Source organism: Candidatus Avoscillospira sp. LCP25S3_F1, from assembly GCF_052117125.1.
Classification (GTDB): Bacteria; Bacillota; Clostridia; order Oscillospirales; family Oscillospiraceae; genus Avoscillospira_A.
This window is the reverse complement of the sequence record NZ_JBQKJT010000019.1, coordinates 1-16,711: the sequence shown is the minus strand read 5'-3', so window position 1 is coordinate 16,711 and position 16,711 is coordinate 1. Positions and strand designations below refer to the sequence as shown.

General features: G+C 48.9%; 19 protein-coding genes and 1 pseudogene. 13 read left to right on the top strand and 7 right to left on the bottom strand.

The window, feature by feature from the left end; all coding sequences use genetic code 11:
• Positions 1 to 46: 46 nt before the first annotated feature.
• Together ACTQ33_RS14155 and ACTQ33_RS14150 are read left to right on the top strand one after the other, a co-directional pair.
• A complete protein-coding gene (locus tag ACTQ33_RS14155; RefSeq protein WP_441465208.1) occupies positions 47 to 427 on the top strand; it encodes a hypothetical protein in 381 nt (126 codons plus the stop codon).
• Positions 428 to 501: 74 nt separating this feature from the next.
• Positions 502 to 678, top strand: a complete 177-nt coding sequence (locus ACTQ33_RS14150) for a cysteine-rich KTR domain-containing protein (RefSeq protein ID WP_116721489.1) — start codon at positions 502 to 504, stop codon at positions 676 to 678.
• Between the two features lie 58 nt (positions 679 to 736).
• On the opposite strand, the gene ACTQ33_RS14145 is transcribed toward ACTQ33_RS14150, so the two are convergent.
• Positions 737 to 1,054, bottom strand: a complete 318-nt coding sequence (locus tag ACTQ33_RS14145; protein WP_441465207.1) for a helix-turn-helix transcriptional regulator — start codon at positions 1,052 to 1,054, stop codon at positions 737 to 739.
• A gap of 258 nt (positions 1,055 to 1,312) precedes the next feature.
• Here ACTQ33_RS14145 and ACTQ33_RS14140 point away from each other — a divergent pair, with 258 nt between their 5' ends.
• From ACTQ33_RS14140 to ACTQ33_RS14090, 11 genes and pseudogenes are all read left to right on the top strand, one after another.
• Positions 1,313 to 1,591: a hypothetical protein gene (locus tag ACTQ33_RS14140; RefSeq protein WP_441465206.1), complete on the top strand. Its 279-nt coding sequence runs from the start codon at positions 1,313 to 1,315 to the stop codon at positions 1,589 to 1,591.
• Positions 1,592 to 1,633: 42 nt separating this feature from the next.
• Positions 1,634 to 1,921 carry a helix-turn-helix domain-containing protein gene (locus tag ACTQ33_RS14135; RefSeq protein ID WP_116721491.1) on the top strand — a complete coding sequence of 96 codons (288 nt, stop codon included), beginning with the start codon at positions 1,634 to 1,636 and terminating at the stop codon, positions 1,919 to 1,921.
• A gap of 549 nt (positions 1,922 to 2,470) precedes the next feature.
• Positions 2,471 to 2,623 (top strand): hypothetical protein, encoded by a 153-nt coding sequence (locus ACTQ33_RS14130; protein ID WP_165366523.1) that lies wholly within the window; start codon positions 2,471 to 2,473, stop codon positions 2,621 to 2,623.
• A gap of 74 nt (positions 2,624 to 2,697) precedes the next feature.
• A complete protein-coding gene (locus ACTQ33_RS14125; protein WP_340041474.1) occupies positions 2,698 to 4,299 on the top strand; it encodes a recombinase family protein in 1,602 nt (533 codons plus the stop codon).
• On the top strand, positions 4,299 to 5,153 hold the full coding sequence (locus ACTQ33_RS14120; protein WP_441465205.1) for a recombinase family protein: 855 nt from the start codon (positions 4,299 to 4,301) through the stop codon (positions 5,151 to 5,153). Before ACTQ33_RS14125 ends, ACTQ33_RS14120 begins: the two co-directional genes overlap by 1 nt.
• The gene (locus ACTQ33_RS14115) at positions 5,038 to 6,663 is read left to right on the top strand and encodes a recombinase family protein (protein WP_325285124.1); all 1,626 of its coding nucleotides are present in this window, start codon (positions 5,038 to 5,040) and stop codon (positions 6,661 to 6,663) included. Before ACTQ33_RS14120 ends, ACTQ33_RS14115 begins: the two co-directional genes overlap by 116 nt.
• A 22-nt stretch (positions 6,664 to 6,685) precedes the next feature.
• Positions 6,686 to 7,432, top strand: a complete 747-nt coding sequence (locus ACTQ33_RS14110) for a metallophosphoesterase family protein (RefSeq protein WP_441135864.1) — start codon at positions 6,686 to 6,688, stop codon at positions 7,430 to 7,432.
• An 85-nt stretch (positions 7,433 to 7,517) separates the two neighbouring features.
• Positions 7,518 to 7,913: pseudogene (locus ACTQ33_RS14105) on the top strand (DUF1016 N-terminal domain-containing protein); the annotation flags it as partial.
• A gap of 85 nt (positions 7,914 to 7,998) precedes the next feature.
• Positions 7,999 to 8,466 (top strand): low molecular weight protein-tyrosine-phosphatase, encoded by a 468-nt coding sequence (locus ACTQ33_RS14100; RefSeq protein WP_441135863.1) that lies wholly within the window; start codon positions 7,999 to 8,001, stop codon positions 8,464 to 8,466.
• Positions 8,467 to 9,360: a BRO-N domain-containing protein gene (locus ACTQ33_RS14095; RefSeq protein WP_417084721.1), complete on the top strand. Its 894-nt coding sequence runs from the start codon at positions 8,467 to 8,469 to the stop codon at positions 9,358 to 9,360.
• A gap of 316 nt (positions 9,361 to 9,676) precedes the next feature.
• Complete coding sequence (locus ACTQ33_RS14090; protein WP_441465204.1) at positions 9,677 to 10,192, top strand: GNAT family N-acetyltransferase; 516 nt, start codon at positions 9,677 to 9,679, stop codon at positions 10,190 to 10,192.
• Positions 10,193 to 10,473: 281 nt separating this feature from the next.
• Here the strand turns inward: ACTQ33_RS14090 and ACTQ33_RS14085 are convergent, their stop codons facing one another.
• The 6 genes from ACTQ33_RS14085 to ACTQ33_RS14060 form a co-directional block, all read right to left on the bottom strand.
• Positions 10,474 to 12,225, bottom strand: a complete 1,752-nt coding sequence (locus tag ACTQ33_RS14085) for a DUF4368 domain-containing protein (RefSeq protein WP_441465203.1) — start codon at positions 12,223 to 12,225, stop codon at positions 10,474 to 10,476.
• Positions 12,222 to 12,491 carry a hypothetical protein gene (locus ACTQ33_RS14080; protein ID WP_412260436.1) on the bottom strand — a complete coding sequence of 90 codons (270 nt, stop codon included), beginning with the start codon at positions 12,489 to 12,491 and terminating at the stop codon, positions 12,222 to 12,224. Before ACTQ33_RS14080 ends, ACTQ33_RS14085 begins: the two co-directional genes overlap by 4 nt.
• A 17-nt stretch (positions 12,492 to 12,508) precedes the next feature.
• On the bottom strand, positions 12,509 to 13,774 hold the full coding sequence (locus ACTQ33_RS14075) for a plasmid recombination protein (RefSeq protein WP_412260434.1): 1,266 nt from the start codon (positions 13,772 to 13,774) through the stop codon (positions 12,509 to 12,511).
• Between the two features lie 351 nt (positions 13,775 to 14,125).
• Entirely contained in the window at positions 14,126 to 14,347 is a 222-nt protein-coding gene (locus ACTQ33_RS14070) for an LLM class flavin-dependent oxidoreductase (RefSeq protein WP_055080156.1), read from the bottom strand.
• Between the two features lie 423 nt (positions 14,348 to 14,770).
• Positions 14,771 to 16,066: a DNA primase family protein gene (locus ACTQ33_RS14065; RefSeq protein ID WP_412260431.1), complete on the bottom strand. Its 1,296-nt coding sequence runs from the start codon at positions 16,064 to 16,066 to the stop codon at positions 14,771 to 14,773.
• Positions 16,044 to 16,655: a CHC2 zinc finger domain-containing protein gene (locus ACTQ33_RS14060; RefSeq protein WP_441465202.1), complete on the bottom strand. Its 612-nt coding sequence runs from the start codon at positions 16,653 to 16,655 to the stop codon at positions 16,044 to 16,046. Before ACTQ33_RS14060 ends, ACTQ33_RS14065 begins: the two co-directional genes overlap by 23 nt.
• Positions 16,656 to 16,711: the final 56 nt, after the last annotated feature.

Genomic DNA, 16,711 nt, shown 5'->3' with positions numbered 1-16,711 from the left:
TCAGAAAACCATCTGTATTTATCGGATTGGATAGAGGGTGCCGATCATGAAAACAGTGCTGTTTATATCATCCAATAAGGTGCTGGGACAGGGGTTGTCAGCGGCCATCCATGCAAAGCCGGAGCTTGACTTCCTGTGGGCGGCCCAGCTCCATTATCCGCAGGCTGTGGTCGGCGTTGATATCTTTCATGCGGATGTGGTGATATTGGATATTGTGGATCAGGCGGATATGGATCAGGCGATCGGGATCTGCCAACCTCTTCGGCAGGTTGAACAGGACCTCAAGATCCTGCTTCTGGTCAGGCCGGAACAGTCCGCCGTATGCAGCCGTGTCATAGATGCAAAAAATGCCGGACTGATCGATGATTTCGTCTTTTATGATAGTTCTCTGGCGTATCTGCTGGCGAAATTGGCGGCGTTTTCATAGAATGATTGGATATCAATGAAGAAAAACCGACTGCAATTATCTAACTTGTAACTACGAATAAATGAGTGATTGCTATGCGGCATGAGTCAAAATGGATCTGCTGTCCTCAGTGCGGCAGCAAAACGAAAGTCAAAGTATATGAAGAAACGGTTTTAGTAAAATTCCCGCTATACTGTCCAAAATGTAAAAAGGAATTCATGGTCAATGTGGTAAAACTGAAGATGGTATTGAGCGACGAGCCGGATGCTTAAAGCACAGAGCCTGCTGATCCCCCTGCCGGGGAAAAGCAGGCTCTGTTTTTTTATATAGTCATCCAATCTCAATGGCGTCCTTTGTCCGGAGTGCGGCAATGACCGATTCCACCACCGGGATCAACGCTTCGGCCTCCTGCTCACTGCATTCCTCAATCATAAGCCGAAGTTGTTGTAGAGCGGGAGTTTCGCGCTGCTGCTCAGGGTTAAAAATGGTTCTGGCATCAATACGGAGGGCACGGATCAAAGGGTAGAGCACCTCCATCTTGGGATTTGCCTTGTAGTTCTCAATATTCATCACGGTTCGCACATCGATATCCGCCATGTCTGCTACCTGAAGCTGGGTCAGACCGCGCCGATAACGTGTGCTCTTCACAGCATTCCCCAATGTATAGGAGAAGTCATACATCGCAGTTCACCTCAAAGATATTCTACAATACATCTTTTTGCGGGTGAATGCGACACAATTCGCTTGTTTGATGTATCGCAATACACGAACCAACAAGCCTGAGATACATAAAACTGAATTATATTATCGGCAAGACAGTCGCATTTGCCGAAGAACAAAAATTATAAGGGGGTGATGCTGGCTGTCTGTGTGCCGGCCGCGTAAGTGGACAAGGAGAAATGCAACATGGCAGATAACAGCTGCCGCATTAAGTTGTTCCATCTGGTTAAGCCGAGTCACACTGCTTTCAGGACAGCACGAGGAAGACTGTCAAGAAAAAAACGGGATACGCAAGCTGGGCATATAAGAAAGAAAGAAAAACCTCCGCCTGCTGCCCCTGTATCCCGCCCTGGACTTCTTAATGCAGATCAAGCACAGGTTGCCGATTCTCCATTTTTGCACGGGATCGGCAATTTATTTTTTACATATAATCTTTCTGTTGGGTGCCGTGATCCTCCGAACTGAAATTCGGTCTCATCCAAATTTCAGAAAACGGAGGAAAGTGTTATGGGCTTCAACAGAGATAGCTATGCCGCTCGAATCAAGAATTTACGGAAAAGCCGAGGACTTACGCAGGAGCAGCTGGCAGAGAAAATGAACATCACCAGTACATACATCCTGAAAATTGAAAACGGAAAGCAGACCGGCTCAGTTGAACTGGCTGTGGAGCTTGCAGCATTCTTCGATGTCTCCCTGGATTATCTTTTGTCGGGGAGAGAATTTAAAGCTATGGATCAGAAGCAGAACCTGCGAATGACCATTGCATTTTTGTCTGAATTGGAGGCAAAACTCTAAAACCTTCCATTTTGGGTAGGTAACCTTCCATTCTGTTTATGTAATTCTGAAACACACAGAGTTACAATCTTAGTGAGATCAGTTAATCTCACAGTACCTTGAAAAATACTGCTCCAAGCAGTCATATCCGGTAGCATAGATACATCAGCTGACGGAGCCAGCGTCAGGCCGAGTGCGCGAAGACCACCTGTGCGGATCATTTCCGCATCTAAGGACGGCCAATTAAGGTGCAGAGCGATACCCACTCAGGCCAGAGCAGGATTGGCACCCTGCTTCGCCAAGATCCCGTCAGTCCACAATGGTACTCCTGTACGCAGCTTCGGGCGTTCCCCGGAGGGGTGAGATTCCCGTGATGTGCGCCAGCACAGTTTATGTTGCCGCCCTGCCTGGGGAAGTAGTGTCGAATACAGGCAAAATTCTTGATATTAGAAGCAATGGAGGTCGCCTGCAATGTAGTAGAGCAAGCCAAGGCTTCCCCAACCAAATTGGGCGGCCTCTATTTTTGTGGTATCAAGGTTCAGTAAAACCGTAAATGAAGGGAGGATTACTATGACAGTACAGAATGTAAACATCGATTACTGTGGCATTATCACGCTGCTTAAAAACCTTGTCCAGATTGGGAAATGCACCGAAAAAGAGGCTCAAAAAATTGCAAGCTACCTCTCTGTGCAGGATGGTGTGGAGATCATTCTGTTTCCCTGATTTTCGTTGCATTTGGTGATAGCTATTGGGGCAAAAGTGTGGTAGTGTTTGTTGCTGTAAGGAGGTGAACTGACATGGAGAAAAAGCAGCTGACCGATGGAAGTATGGCCCTGCAGGAAAAGCAGTGCAGAGTTATTACGATAGAGGCTACTGAAAAGCAGCAGGACATCAAGCTGCGGGTAGCTGCTTACGCCCGTGTCAGCTCTGCTTCCGATGACCAGCTCAACTCCTTCGCCGCTCAGAATCGGTACTACGCAGACCTGATCTCCGGAAAAGAAAACTGGAGCATGGTGGACATTTATGCAGATGAGGGTATCACAGGCACTTCTGCTGAAAAGCGGGAGGACTTCCAACGACTTCTGGCAGATTGCCACAGAGGGCTGATTGACCGGATATTGGTGAAATCCATCTCCCGATTTGCCCGAAACACCACAGAATGTCTGGAGACGATCCGAGAACTGAAAGCGCTGGGAATCAGCATCTACTTCGAAAAAGAAAATATCGACACATCCACCATGTCCGGTGAGATGATGACGGCCATATTCGCTGCCTTCGCTCAGGCTGAGAGCGAATCAATCTCAGGTAATATGCGGTGGAGCTATCAGAAACGAATGCAAAGCGGTAAGTTCATTACCTGTAAGGCGCCGTTTGGATACCGGTTGTGCGATGGGAGGCTTGAAATCGTAGAATCCGAAGCACAAATCGTGCGGTTGATCTTCGACAGGTTCCTGGCTGGGTACAGCACCACAGAAATCGCATCGGAAATCACAAGCTTAGGAATTCCCACAAGAGATAAAATCCCATACTGGCAGCACACAACGGTCTGCTATGTCTTGCAAAACGAAAAATATGTCGGTGACTCCCTGCTGCAGAAACGATATTCGACTGATACCCTTCCGGTCAAAAAGAAGATAAACCATGGAAATAAGGATCAGTACTACATTGCAGACAGTCACCCACCTATTGTGGACAGGCTCATATTTGAAAGGGCGCAGGCGCTGTATCAGGCGAAAAGCTCTAAAATTACCCATTCACCTCGGGAGCAATATCCCTTCACCATGACGATCCTGTGCGGAAACTGTGGGACATACTTCAAAAGGAAAATGTCAAAGGACATAACATACTGGGTGTGCCGCAAACACGACAGACAAAAAGATGCCTGTGTCATGGAACAGATACCAGAGTCCCAAATCGAGGAAGCCGTCCTGCGTCTGTACTATAACCTCAAGCACCATGGAGAGCCGATCCTCTCCCAGATGATCACCAGTCTCCTGACGATCCGCAACCGCAGAATGCTCTGGAGTCTGGATGTCATTGAGCTGAACAAGCAAATATCTGAACTTTCCAGTCAGAATCAAATGTTGACCACGCTGAAACAGCAGGGCCTCATTGATCCTGACATTTTTATATCCCAGAGCAATGAGCTGACCGAACAGCTCCGCGCTGCAAAGCTGAAAAAGGAACGCCTGTTAGCCTCCGATGGCGACAACACCATCGCTCAAACGCAGGAGCTGATGGATATCTTAGAAGCAGGGCCGGATTTCCTTGATGCCTTCGATGCAGAGCTGTTCGGTGAACTGATTGACAAGATTATTGTGGACAGTAAAGAACAGCTTCGATTCCGCCTGAAAAACGGATTGGAGCTTACAGAAACCATTGAAAGGACGGTGCGCTGATGGGAAATCGGAAACTGCCCTTCGGCTATCACATGGAACTGGGTAAAATCGTACCTCATCCACCGGAGGCAGTGCTGGTAAAGCATGTCTTCCAGGCGTATATCGCCGGAGAATCCTACAACAGCCTGGTTGAGTGGCTTCGGGAGCAGAAGATTCCATACGATGTTGGAAGGGTCTGGAACAAAAATATGGTAGCACGGATTCTGGAGGATCGCCGTTATATCGGTGACAAGGGCTATCCTGCTATCCTGCAGGAAGAAACTATGACAAGTGCGATAAAAAAACGCAACGCCAAGCAAGTGACCACCCATATTACAGAGGCACAGAAGATCCTTCGCCGTCTCAGTGGGTGGACAGAAACGAAGCAGATAGAACAGCAGGTGTTAGGTCTGCTCAACATGCTGCTCAACAATCCGGAACGGATTCAAGTGGTGTCGCCCCATCCTAAAAGCGAGAATGTGAAACTGCAAAGGCAATTGGATGCAGTGCTATCCTGCCAGCCAATCGACGAAGATGCAGCTCAAGAGCTTATCCACTCCATTGCCTCTGTACAATATAGTGCTATCGATGCAGATGAATATGAGAGTATCCGGCTCCGGCGAATATTTGCCCAGCATCCGGTCATGCGTGAATTGGACGCAAAACTGCTGAAAACCACGGTATCCGCAATCCGTGTATACAGTGATAAATCCATAGCCATACGACTGAAAAATAATCAAATCATAGGAGTGAACCACAATGAGAGACAATCCACCCAGAGTCATTACGATCCCTGCGAAAGTGGAAAGCACAGCACAGCAGGCTGTCCAGCGGCAGCTGCGAGTCGCCGCTTACTGCCGGGTATCTACAGATGACGAGGAACAGCTCACCAGCTACGAAGCCCAGCAGACCTACTATACCGACAAAATCATGGGCAATAAGGACTGGACGATGGCAGGCATTTTTGCCGATGAGGGCATCACAGGAACTTCTGCCCGAAAGCGCCCTGAATTTCTGAAGATGATCCGCCAGTGCAAGCGTAAGAAAATCGATATCATCCTGACCAAGTCCATCTCCCGCTTTGCCAGAAATACGGTAGACTGCCTGAACTATATCCGGGCTCTCCGGGAATTGGGTATCGCAGTCATCTTCGAAAAGGAAAACATCAACACCATGGAGTCGGACAGCGAGATCCTCATCACCATGCTGGGCGCCTTCGCCCAGGCGGAAAGTGAGAGCATCAGCGCCAATGTCCGCTGGGGCAAGCGGCAGGCCATGCGGGAAGGTAAAGCCATCATACAGTACAAACGCCTGTATGCATACGAGAAGGGCGAGGATGGTATGCCCCAGATCATTCCGGAACAGGCAGATGTCGTTCGGTCGATTTATGACCGGTACCTGACCGGCGCCAGCCTGCGGATGCTCAAAGACTGGCTGGAATCGGAGCAGATCCCCAATGTGGCAGGAGGTGCAGAGTGGACCATATCATCGATCCGCAGCATCCTGACCAATGAAAAATACTGCGGTGATGTCCTGCTCCAAAAGACCTACATCAGTGACTGTATCAGCCGAAAGGTAATCCGCAATACAGGTCAGCTCCCAATGTACCTGGTGGAAAACCATCATGATGGAATCGTAGACCGAAAGACATTCGATGCGGTACAGGCAGAAATGGCAAGGCGCAACGCAGGAAAAAGTCCTTCAAAAAAGAATGCTCCCACGGGAATGACCTCCTATGCCAGCAAATATGCGCTCTCAGAGCGGCTTGTATGTGGAGAATGCGGAACACTGTACCGCCGATGCACATGGTCCAAACGGGGCAAAAAACGGGTTGTATGGCGCTGCGTCAGCCGACTGGACTATGGAACAAAATATTGCCACAACTCGCCATCAGTCGATGAAGATCAGCTTCAGCGGTCGATTCTCGCAGCAATCAACTCTGCAATGAGCCGGAAAAGCACACTCATCCGGAAAATCACCGGAGCTATGGAACAGGTGCTGGCACCGATTCCAGGCGAGAGCATGAGCCTGTCAGATATAGAAAGTCGGCTGGATGAGCTGAATGACCTGACAAGGACTCTGGTGGCAAAAGCCGCTCATGCAGAAAATCCATCCATCTATACAGTCCAGCTCAAGGAAATTATGGACGAGGCCGCTGTTCTGAAGGAAAAACGGCAAGCCATAGAAGAACAGCGAAAAAGTAATACGCAGGCAATTCGACGGATCGAAGAAGCTGCCGCGGTCATGGAGGGCGCATCTGCAGAGATCCAGGAATGGGATGAAACCCTCATCCGACAGCTGGTGGATACGGTGAAGGTCGTTTCTGCGGAACATATCACGGTGATCCTGCGCGGGGGCATTCAAGTGGAGCAGGATATGATATAATGAGAAAAAGAAGGTGAACGATATGATTTATGCGACCGGCGATACCCATGGCAATTTCGAGCGGTTTCAGCCCGAATACTTCCCGGAGCAAGCTGAAATGACCAAAGAGGATTACATGATCATCTGCGGCGACTTTGGTGGTCTGTGGGACGGGCGAAAAAAAGATAATCGGAACCTGGACTGGCTGGAATCCTTACCCTTCACCGTGCTGTTTGTCAGCGGCAATCACGAGAACTTTGATCTGCTGGGGAAATACCCTGTCGAGGAATGGAACGGTGGGAAAGTCCAGCGCATCCGCCCGCATGTGATCCATTTGATGCGGGGACAGGTGTTTGAACTGCAGGGATACACATTCTTTACTATGGGCGGAGCAAGGAGCCACGATATGGAATACGGTGTACTGAATCCCTACGCTCCAGATTTTGAAGAACAGTACTGGACACTCCGCAGAATGGGGGCCAGTTTCCGTGTAAACCATCGTTCCTGGTGGAAACAGGAGCTTCCGAGTGCTGCGGAATATGAAGAAGCCCGAAACAATCTGGAGCGTGTCCGGCATGAAGTGGACTATATCATCACCCACTGTGCTCCCAGCAGTATTGTAGACCAACTGGGCGCAGGAGGATATGCCCATGATCCCCTGACAGATTATCTGGAAGAAGTCAAAGAAAGAACCCGGTTTCATTACTGGCTGTTCGGACACTATCATGACAACAAAATCCTGGATGACCGATTCGTTCTTCTCTGGGAACAGATGATTCGGGTGGTGTAAACAGGCCAAAGAGAAGTGCGGGAGTATCCCGTATTTCTCTTTGGTCTGTTTTCGGTTAAGCATAATTTATCAGGAAGGAGAAACTATGAACACTCGCAAAAACATCGACTATTCTGCCATGTTTGCGGATTTGGATGCAGCAGTAACTGCTGACTTTTCTCAACTGCAACTATACTGCGAATTAGGCCGAATTGTATGTGGTCGTTCTGAAAAGGGTGCTGCGGTTGCTGCTGCCAAATACCTGTCTGAACAGTATCCGAATGTCCCTGGCTTCTCCCCGCGCAATCTGCGGAGGATGCGTGATTTTTACCGGATGTATGGTGAAAACGAAGAACTTTTGAAACTCGCCGCAGAGATCTCCTGGACACAAAATGTTGTGATTCTGGAGGCGGACCTGAACATGGCGGAGCGACGCTGGTATCTGCTGGCCGCAAAACAGTACGGATGGTCAAAATCCGCACTTCAGAACGCTATCCAGGAATGTGCTCATCAGGAACTCACGCTCGACGAATTTGAGGTTCCATGTTATACTGATCATGAAGAAAATCAATTGGAGAGTTCCGAAAATGATCAAGATACTTTTTCTCTGTCATGGGAATATTTGCAGAAGCCCGATGGCCGAGTTTGTGATGAAAGATATGTTGAAGAAAGCTGGTCTGGCACAGGAGTTCCAGATCGAATCAGCTGCTACCAGCACCGAGGAAATCGGAAATCCTGTTTACCCGCCTGCCCGCCGGAAATTGGCCGAGTATGGAATCGACTGTTCCGGCAAAACAGCATGGCAGCTCCAGAACAGCGACTACGACAAGTACGACCTGCTGATCGGCATGGATCGCGCCAATATCCGGAGTATGTACCAGATCTGTGGTGGCGACTTTGCCGACAAAATGCACCTTCTGATGGATTTTACAAGCCGACCCGGAGAGGTAGCCGACCCGTGGTACACCGGCGACTTCGATGCGACCTGGCAGGATGTTATGGAAGGCTGTCAGGGACTGCTTGATGATTTGCTGAAGAAAAGAGGTGTGATATGAATGGGGCAAGAGGATAAGATTCAGCTTTTTGAAGATAAGCGCATCCGCACAGCCTGGGACGAGGATAAAGAGGAATGGTACTTTTCTGTTGTTGATGTCGTTGCAGTTTTGACCGATCAGCCGGATCAGCGTGGCGCAAGCAACTACTGGGCAAAGCTGAAACAACGCCTTAAAGAAGAAGGTGCAGATCAGTTGCTGACAAATTGTCAGCAACTGAAATTGAGGTCCCCAAAGGATGGAAAACGGTATAATACTGATGTGGCAGATACGGAACAGCTTCTGCGTATCATCCAGTCCATACCATCTCCCAAAGCTGAGCCGTTTAAGCTATGGTTGGCACAGGTTGGTCGGGAGCGAATCGAAGAAACGATAGATCCGGAACTGACCATTGAACGGGCGCTGGAAACCTATCTGAAGAAAGGCTATACCCGTGAATGGATCAATCAGCGACTGCAGGCGATCCAGGTCCGCAAAGAGCTGACCGATGAATGGGATGCCCGTGGTGTTCAAAAGGGCATTGAGTATGCCATTCTTACAGATGAGATATCCCGAGCATGGTCCGGGATGTCCACCAGACAGTATAAGAATCTCAAGGGGCTGAAAAAGGAAAACCTGCGGGACAATATGACTACACTGGAATTGGTTCTGAATATGCTGGCCGAGGCTACGACCACAGAAATTTCCAAGCAGAAAGCACCGGAATCTTTTTCTGATAATATCGAAGTGGCTCGTGCAGGCGGTAAAGTCGCTGGAGATGCCCGAAAGGCTATTGAGTTGCAAACAGGTGTCCCTGTTATTACGGAAAAGAATGCTGCCCAACTCAATCAAGTGATAACCGATTTGATTGAAGGGGGTATCTCCGAATCGGAAGTTGACTCATCAAAACAAGAATAAATAATTTGAGTTTTGCGGAGATAACATGACATCTACAGCGTTTTGATGTTACAAATAAATGAGCCCCACTTTTTGAACTGTTTTATCGAAAAGCGGGGCTCGTCGTATACAGAAAGCCTTGTGACAAGGGGCTTTCCGCTTTTTGTAACTCCTAATTTGTTGTTCGAAAATCAGATGGCGAGAATACTGCTCTAAAATTAGTCTACATGGAATGGCTCAATCAGAATCGCCGGATCGTCCTGACAAAAGCAATCAGCGTGGAAGATGGAAGCATCAGTAAGCAACGGAGAAATATTGAATTTGACAGAGGATGTTTATGAAGATAAATGATATTGAAACTCCAAGACTTTTATTAAGAGGATTTACGAAAGAAGATGCTTTGTGGGCATATAGTATCTGGAACAATCCAGAGATGGGACAATATTTGCCAGATGAAGCAAAAGAAGAAATAGATGATGAATATTTGAACATGTTAGAAGGCTTAGGCGAGGAGGAGGAATGTTGTTATTTGATTCCTGTTTTTAAGAATTCATTAGAACGGGTAGGGACATGCAGTTTCATGATAAGTGATGACAAGAAAGTATACGATATTGCTTATTGCGTACATAAGAATTTTTGGTGTCAAGGCTATGCAACTGAAATCGCTCAAGGAATGATAGATCATGCTCGTAGTCAAGGAGCTGAGAAAGTAACTATTTATGTGGGTCAGGAAAATGCCGCTTCTAATCGTGTTGCCCAGAAATGTGGCGGAAAAATTGTCAGCGAGAGCACATATAAGAAAAAGGGAACAGATATAATCATGAAAGATTATAAATACGAAATTGTATTGTAACGCAGGTGTGTTATAATGTACAGGAACACCGGATAGCCAGTCTGGTATTCTTACCATATCGTGCTTAAGACACAATAAGATGATTGTTTTTGTGAGGAAAGCCTATATATGTGGTTGAAGTATGCAGATAAAATACTGCTGTCTGAAAGCAATGGGTGCGGACCTAAACGTCGTTACATCTATACTGTTTCGATGTTCCAAAAATCCCGAATGCGAAGGCTTAATAGTGATAAGGTACTATTTAGCTTTGCGAGGGGAAGAGAACGGTGTGACCGTAATGGTCACGCCGTTTTTCTGCGTCCAGGGGTAGATTTCGCAACAACAGGCTCGGAAATCACAGGAATCTCTACGTCATCCACGAAGTTGAAATAGATTTTCACCTTCTGTACCCGCTTGCCGCTGGATTTGTCCGGCGCAAACACCTCAATCTTCTTGATATATTCATTGACTATCGTAGGTGTCAATTCCGGCACATCCACATACTTCTGGGTTAGAGCGACAAAGGCATCTACATCTGCACTCATGGTTTCCTGTGTTTCCAGCCATTCTTCCGTCACTTCAATTTCGAGTTTTAACCGCTCCTGTTCTGCCTCGTAATCGGCGGTCATTTTCTTATACCGCTCCTTACTCAGATCGCCCAGGACAAAATCCTCATAAAGTCGGGACAGAAGAACATCCAGGTCAGCCAGCCGTTTCTTCGCCTGCTCCACTCGCTTCCGATCTTCACGGATGTTGCGTTCCTGATCGGAGCGGCGGCATTGCAGCCATTCCTCTTGAAAACCCTCCACGTCCTGCCGAATATAGGCATTGACCGCACGGATGCGCTCTAACACCAGTTCCCGCAGTACATCTTCCCGGATATAGTGGGCAGAACAGGTGCCTCGACCGCTTTTGTAGCTGGAGCATACATAGTGGTCTTGCTTGCCGTCAAAGCTTTTGCAGGTAGCAAAGTGCAGCTTATTCCCACAATCGGGACAGAACAGAAGCCCAGAGAACAATCCCTGCCGTTCCGCTTTTGTGGGACGGCGTTTGTTTTTTCGCAACTCCTGCACCCTGTCCCACTGAGCCTGAGAAACGATTGCTTCCTGCGTATCAGGGAAGATACACATATCTTCGATTGCATTGGGAATCCGTTTTTTCAGCTTGTAGGACTTGGAATAGGTCTTAAAATTGCAGGTACAGCCGGTGTACTCCATCCGTTCCAGAATACCCGCAACCGATTGACCAATCCAATGGTAAGGGCGCTCCGGCATTTTCTTACGCTTTTTCGGGTCAGGTTGGTTTTCCGACTGTTTGGCATACAGCGCCTTGGTAGTCAACACCTTATCCTTCTCCAGTATACGGGCAATCTGTTCCGGCCCCTTGCCGTCAATAGCCAAGTCAAAGATGCGCTTGACTACTGGGGCGGCATCCTCGTCAATGATCCAATGGTCTTTATCGGCAGGGTCAGTGCGATAACCATAGGGCGGTTTTCCCAGATGCTTTCCACTGGTGCCTTTCTGACGGAATACGACCCGGACTTTTTTGCTGGTGTCCCGTGGATACCATTCGTTGAACAAATTACGAATAGCGGCAAAGCCGTCGCTGTCGCCCCGTTCACTGTCCACACCATCGTTGACGGCGATAAAGCGCACATCATAGCTGGGGAAAATGATGTCCGTGTATTGCCCAACGGTCAGGTAATCTCGGCCAAATCTACTAAGATCCTTGACCAGCCAGCAACCGACAAGCCCCTGCTTAACCAGTGCAAAGCCTTCCTGCACGCCGGGGCGGTCAAAATTGGTTCCTGTATATCCGTCATCCACCAGAATTTTCAGGTTGGTGTAGCCATGCTCGGCTGCGTACCGGGTTAAAAACTCTTTTTGATTCTGTATCGAATTTGATTCTCCATCCAGTGCATCCTCATTGCTGAGGCGGCAGTACAGGATGGTGATTTTCTGCTGATCCAACATAGCGTCCTCCTTTACGGTTGGGTCAGCTGACAGAATCGGTGTGCATGGTGATATTGTAGCATGAATTTGAGTCTGTGTCATGAACAAAGCGCCTCCTTATCCGAGAAAATGAGCCGTTTTACCTTGTGGGTAAGCGGCTCATTTCCATCACATACAGTCTCCAGTAGATACCAGGTATTTCCGATTTTCCGTTCCACTGTACCGGTGAACGGATTCATCCGGTTTTCCCAGCGTTTCCGGCATTCTTCCAGAAAATCAATCGGCGGCTCAAAAATCGGTTCAAAGCAGGATTCAATGTCGATATAACCATAGTCGGGTTCGTTCATAAAATCTTTGTGTTTTCTCATGCAGTTTCCTCCATCAATTAAAGTTCCATATCGTGCGACTTGCGGCGGGAAGGCTGATCGTGCTGCTTTGTTTGCTGGGTTCGTGTCAAAATGGCGTCAAGAAAAGCCCGCACCTTTTCGGGTGCGAGCTTGACAGCTTCCAGATAAGGCCGTGCCTGTTCTTTCAGCGACTCGTATCGCTGTTTCCAGACAGTGGCGCTCTTTTGCGCTTGTTGTAGCTTTTCCTCCAAACGGCTGTTTTCTGCCTTGGCAAGAATCCCATTGACCGCATAATCTTTGAGTGTGCTGCACTCGGATGGGGTCAAAGTGATATTGCCGGTGATCGTCTTTTTCCCCATGGAGCGGATTTCCTGTACGGTCAGGGCGGCAGTGCGCTGTTCTTTGGTCTGCCTTTGCAGGGATTGCAGCTCTTTTTGTTTTTTCTCAACAGCAGCCTGTGCGGTGTCCAGCGCCTGCTCTGTCTGAGCGATTTGAGCGGTCACATCTTCCAGCCGCTGCTGTTCCTGTGCTACCTTGAACTGGGTCACCGTCAGATGTTCCTCGGTGCTGCCACGCTCTCCACGCTCCACATCCGTATATCCGGCAGCTTTCATATAGTTGAAGAAATCGTCTTGCAGGACACTGTATGATGTCCGCAGGACTTTCTTGCCCTTGGAGGTCAAAAGCGGATTGCCCTGCTCATCCAGAGCTACCTTGGATTCCCACTTTTTACTGCGGCTGACCTGCATAATGGTCTCCTTGACTGTACCTACAAGGGACTTATCCTTGCACCGCTTCGACCAGAGAATCTGTTTTTCCACCACCGGGACATAGACCACATGAAGGTGGTAGTGGTACACATCCTGCCCCAGAGCTTCCGACATAGCCCGGTTGCGTTCATCGGCGTGCATGACGGCAGAGAGGATATACTGCTCACCGCCCACGATCTCTACGGCAGCTTTGTATGCATCGGTGTAGAATTGCTTGGCATATTCGTAGCCACCGTGGTTGTGGAAGTAGGCAGAGTTCACATCAAAAATCAGTTCCCCGTATTTCACCGCATCGGCTTTCAGACCACGGGTAGAGATAACGCCATCGGCAATCAACTGATCGAACATGGCGGCATAGCTGTCGGTGGGTGCTTTGAAGTGGATATTCCGGTAGGTCTGGGTGGTATCAATATCCTGGTTGGAGTAGCTGTCCTTTTCTCGTTCATTGTGTTCCTGCACCTTTGCCACATCATCAAGGGTGGGCAAGTCCTGGTTACGGGCAAAGGTGCGGTCGATTCCGTCATTTCTGGCCATAAAAATCAGCTCCTTTCTGTTGTGCGGCAGACGGCTGAGGGACGGGGATGCACTTCCTGCGGGAAGTGTAATAACCCACTATGACACTTTCATCCCAGAGGGCTGCAAAGTGCCGTGGGCTCTCCGAGGGGGAATGCGGCATCTGCGGATGCCTTGCCGCCTTTAGAGGCTTGTGTGTGGCACCCAAATCCTCAAAAGGCGGTGTGACCGACAGCCTTTCCGCAATCTTGATTGCTTCAATTCTGCCGCCCACAGGCAGAGCAGATTTTGCAAATCCACTCTGCCATCCATCTCCAAATCTGCGGATTTGTCAATGGAGACGGGAGATACGGCGGGTAAGAACGGCGGGCATCATTTGTCCCTCCGTTTCTGCCATACGAGGTCATAGCCAAGGGCATCGGCAAGCTGTACCGCCTCTACATACCGCAGAGACTCCCGCTGGAGCTTATTGGACAGGTTTGAAACGCTGTCGCTCCAACCGTAATCCTCAGAAAGCCGGTCAACGACTTCCTGCATCGTGTAGCCGGAACGCACAATGTACGACTTGATTTCATTTCTCAAATTGGATTTCATAGAAAATACCTCATTCTTTCATGAAATGATTTTACCGTGGAGCATACACGCTGCACGGTACAGTTAATCTTAATTACTTCTCAAAAATCGCTCAGAACTGCACCCATGAAGAACTGTCCGCAACAGCACCCCATCGACTTTGCCATTAGGTGGGCTTGCAAGTGAAACTGTGAAAATAGTCACCTTACCGCATACCAGCGTCACTGTTTCGCAAATCACCGAATGATGATTTGCATTCTGTTTACAGTAGTGTTTTTCACTGTTTGCACAACCATTGATCGGGAAGTGCGGATTTTAGAGCGCCCTCTGAGCCGAACAATAAAAAATGAACTTCGATTTTTTACGTTCGTGCGTTCCTTCGTTCCACAGGCTGTACCCGGTCAGGAACGCATGAACGCACGAACAGAAGGTTTTGAAGTTTCATTACAACTCCATAGGCGAGAGCAGGACATAAATGCCCATGTATCCCCGGCACCGTTTTCCGCCGCCGATGTGTAGATTGCTGACCGGCTCCAAATGGTAGCGTTCAGCATTCTGGCTAAGCTGGTTTGCGAAGCTCTTTGGGGATAGTGGGTTTTCTGCGTTGTCCTCACACCACCGCTTATACGCTGCATACAGATTTTTGGTACTGGCTTCATAATCCGCCTTGAATGCCACATAACCCTCAGAATCGAGAAAGTCCAGAATGTTGTTGGCATCCCGAACAGCGGAAGAGATATTGTCTTTGGCTCTCTGGCTAATGGTAAAGTGATAGTGATTGGCGATCAGCCGCCGCAGTCCCTCCAGCATCCAGAGGAAAATCCCCTCTTTTTCGGCAATCAGTTTCTCAGCAAGAAACGGGTCATCGAACCGATCCGAAGGCTTGTCCTTGGTGGTCAGAATGATTTGGCGGCGAAAGAAACCGTCGCTGCGGTCGTGAAGTGCAGTCAATGCCCCGTTGCCGAAGCAGAGAAAACGCACATACAGCAGCCCCTGATAGCTCTGCTCTTTCTTCCGTTCCAAATCCATTCGCAACTCTGCTGTCACGATTGATTTTACATAGTTGGTTTTGGTCAAGGCGTTCATGTCAAGATCATCGTCCACCATCAGCAGCTTACCCTCCAAATCGGCTCTGGCGAAACGGTTGTTTTCTACCTTTTGGATAGAAGTGGTGTTCATGTTGAGCCCAAAAATAGCGTTCATCACCACACCGATCCGGCTTTTGCCCTCGCCGCCCTTGCCGATCAGCATGAGCATTTTCTGGCCCTTGGTGGACGGAATCAAGCAGTAACCCAGATACTCCTGCAAGGCGGGAATATCCTCCGGCTCCAGCAGTTCCGAAAGGAAGCGTAGCCAGTGTTCCGGCTCAGGGGCATCTGCCCGATAAGATACCGACAGGCGGTTGTTACAGTATTCTTTTTCCTCTGTGAATGTACCGTCCAGAAAATAAGTGCCGTTAGCCACATGGATGCGGTCACATTGTAGGGGCAGAGGGTCTGTGTATGCAGCCAGCTTCAACGCCTTAATCACCTGCTCCACTGTCTGTGCGACCTTGGCATGAATCCAGGGTGAGAGTTCCTCATAAATCGCCCGCTTCAATTTGCTCTCATCCGGCAGCGGTCCATCCACAGTATAAAAGCGGTCGTTGATGCAGCGCATGGAATGCCGGGACAGGAAATCCCGGCAATATTCCGGCTCGATGATTTTCCCTTTCTCATCAATCCAAACAGGGTTGTTCATGGTATCGCTCCTCTCTCAGGCGGGCCTGTAATTTGCGGATGTATCCGTCTGCCATTAGCTCATTTACGGCTTCACCTCGTTCATGGGAATCGCCTTGCAGCAGGATGTCCAGCCGATACTCTGCCCATGGCAAACGGTGGCAGGCTTCCACAAACCGCTCGTCCAGCACATCTTCCGGCGTTTGTGGTGTATACCGTTTTTCCCAATTCAGGAGCAACCGCCGATACTCGTTCAAAACAGAAAAGCACAGCTGCTCGTTCTCACGAAGCTGCTGTGCTCTGGTTTTGTGTTCCTTTTTCCGGCGAATGGCTTCCGGCAAGGGCTTGTCCGGTGCAAGGTGAAAGTCCGACGCCAGTTTTCGGGCCGCATCATACAGCCGAAGGTCAAACAGTTTGGCGGTCAGGTCGATCACATCCCCATGCTCCCCACAGGCGAAACAGTGGTAGTGGTCATCCGATACATACAGGCTCGGATGACGGTCATTATGGAACGGACACAGTGCCATGCCATGGTGGTTGGCATCGATTCCATACATCTGCGCTGCTTCCTGTGTGTTGATACTGGCTTTCACCACTTCAAACAAATTCATACAGATTCCCTCCATTTCCTTTTTGATGGGGCAGTTTTCTCCCCCCTCTGTATAGG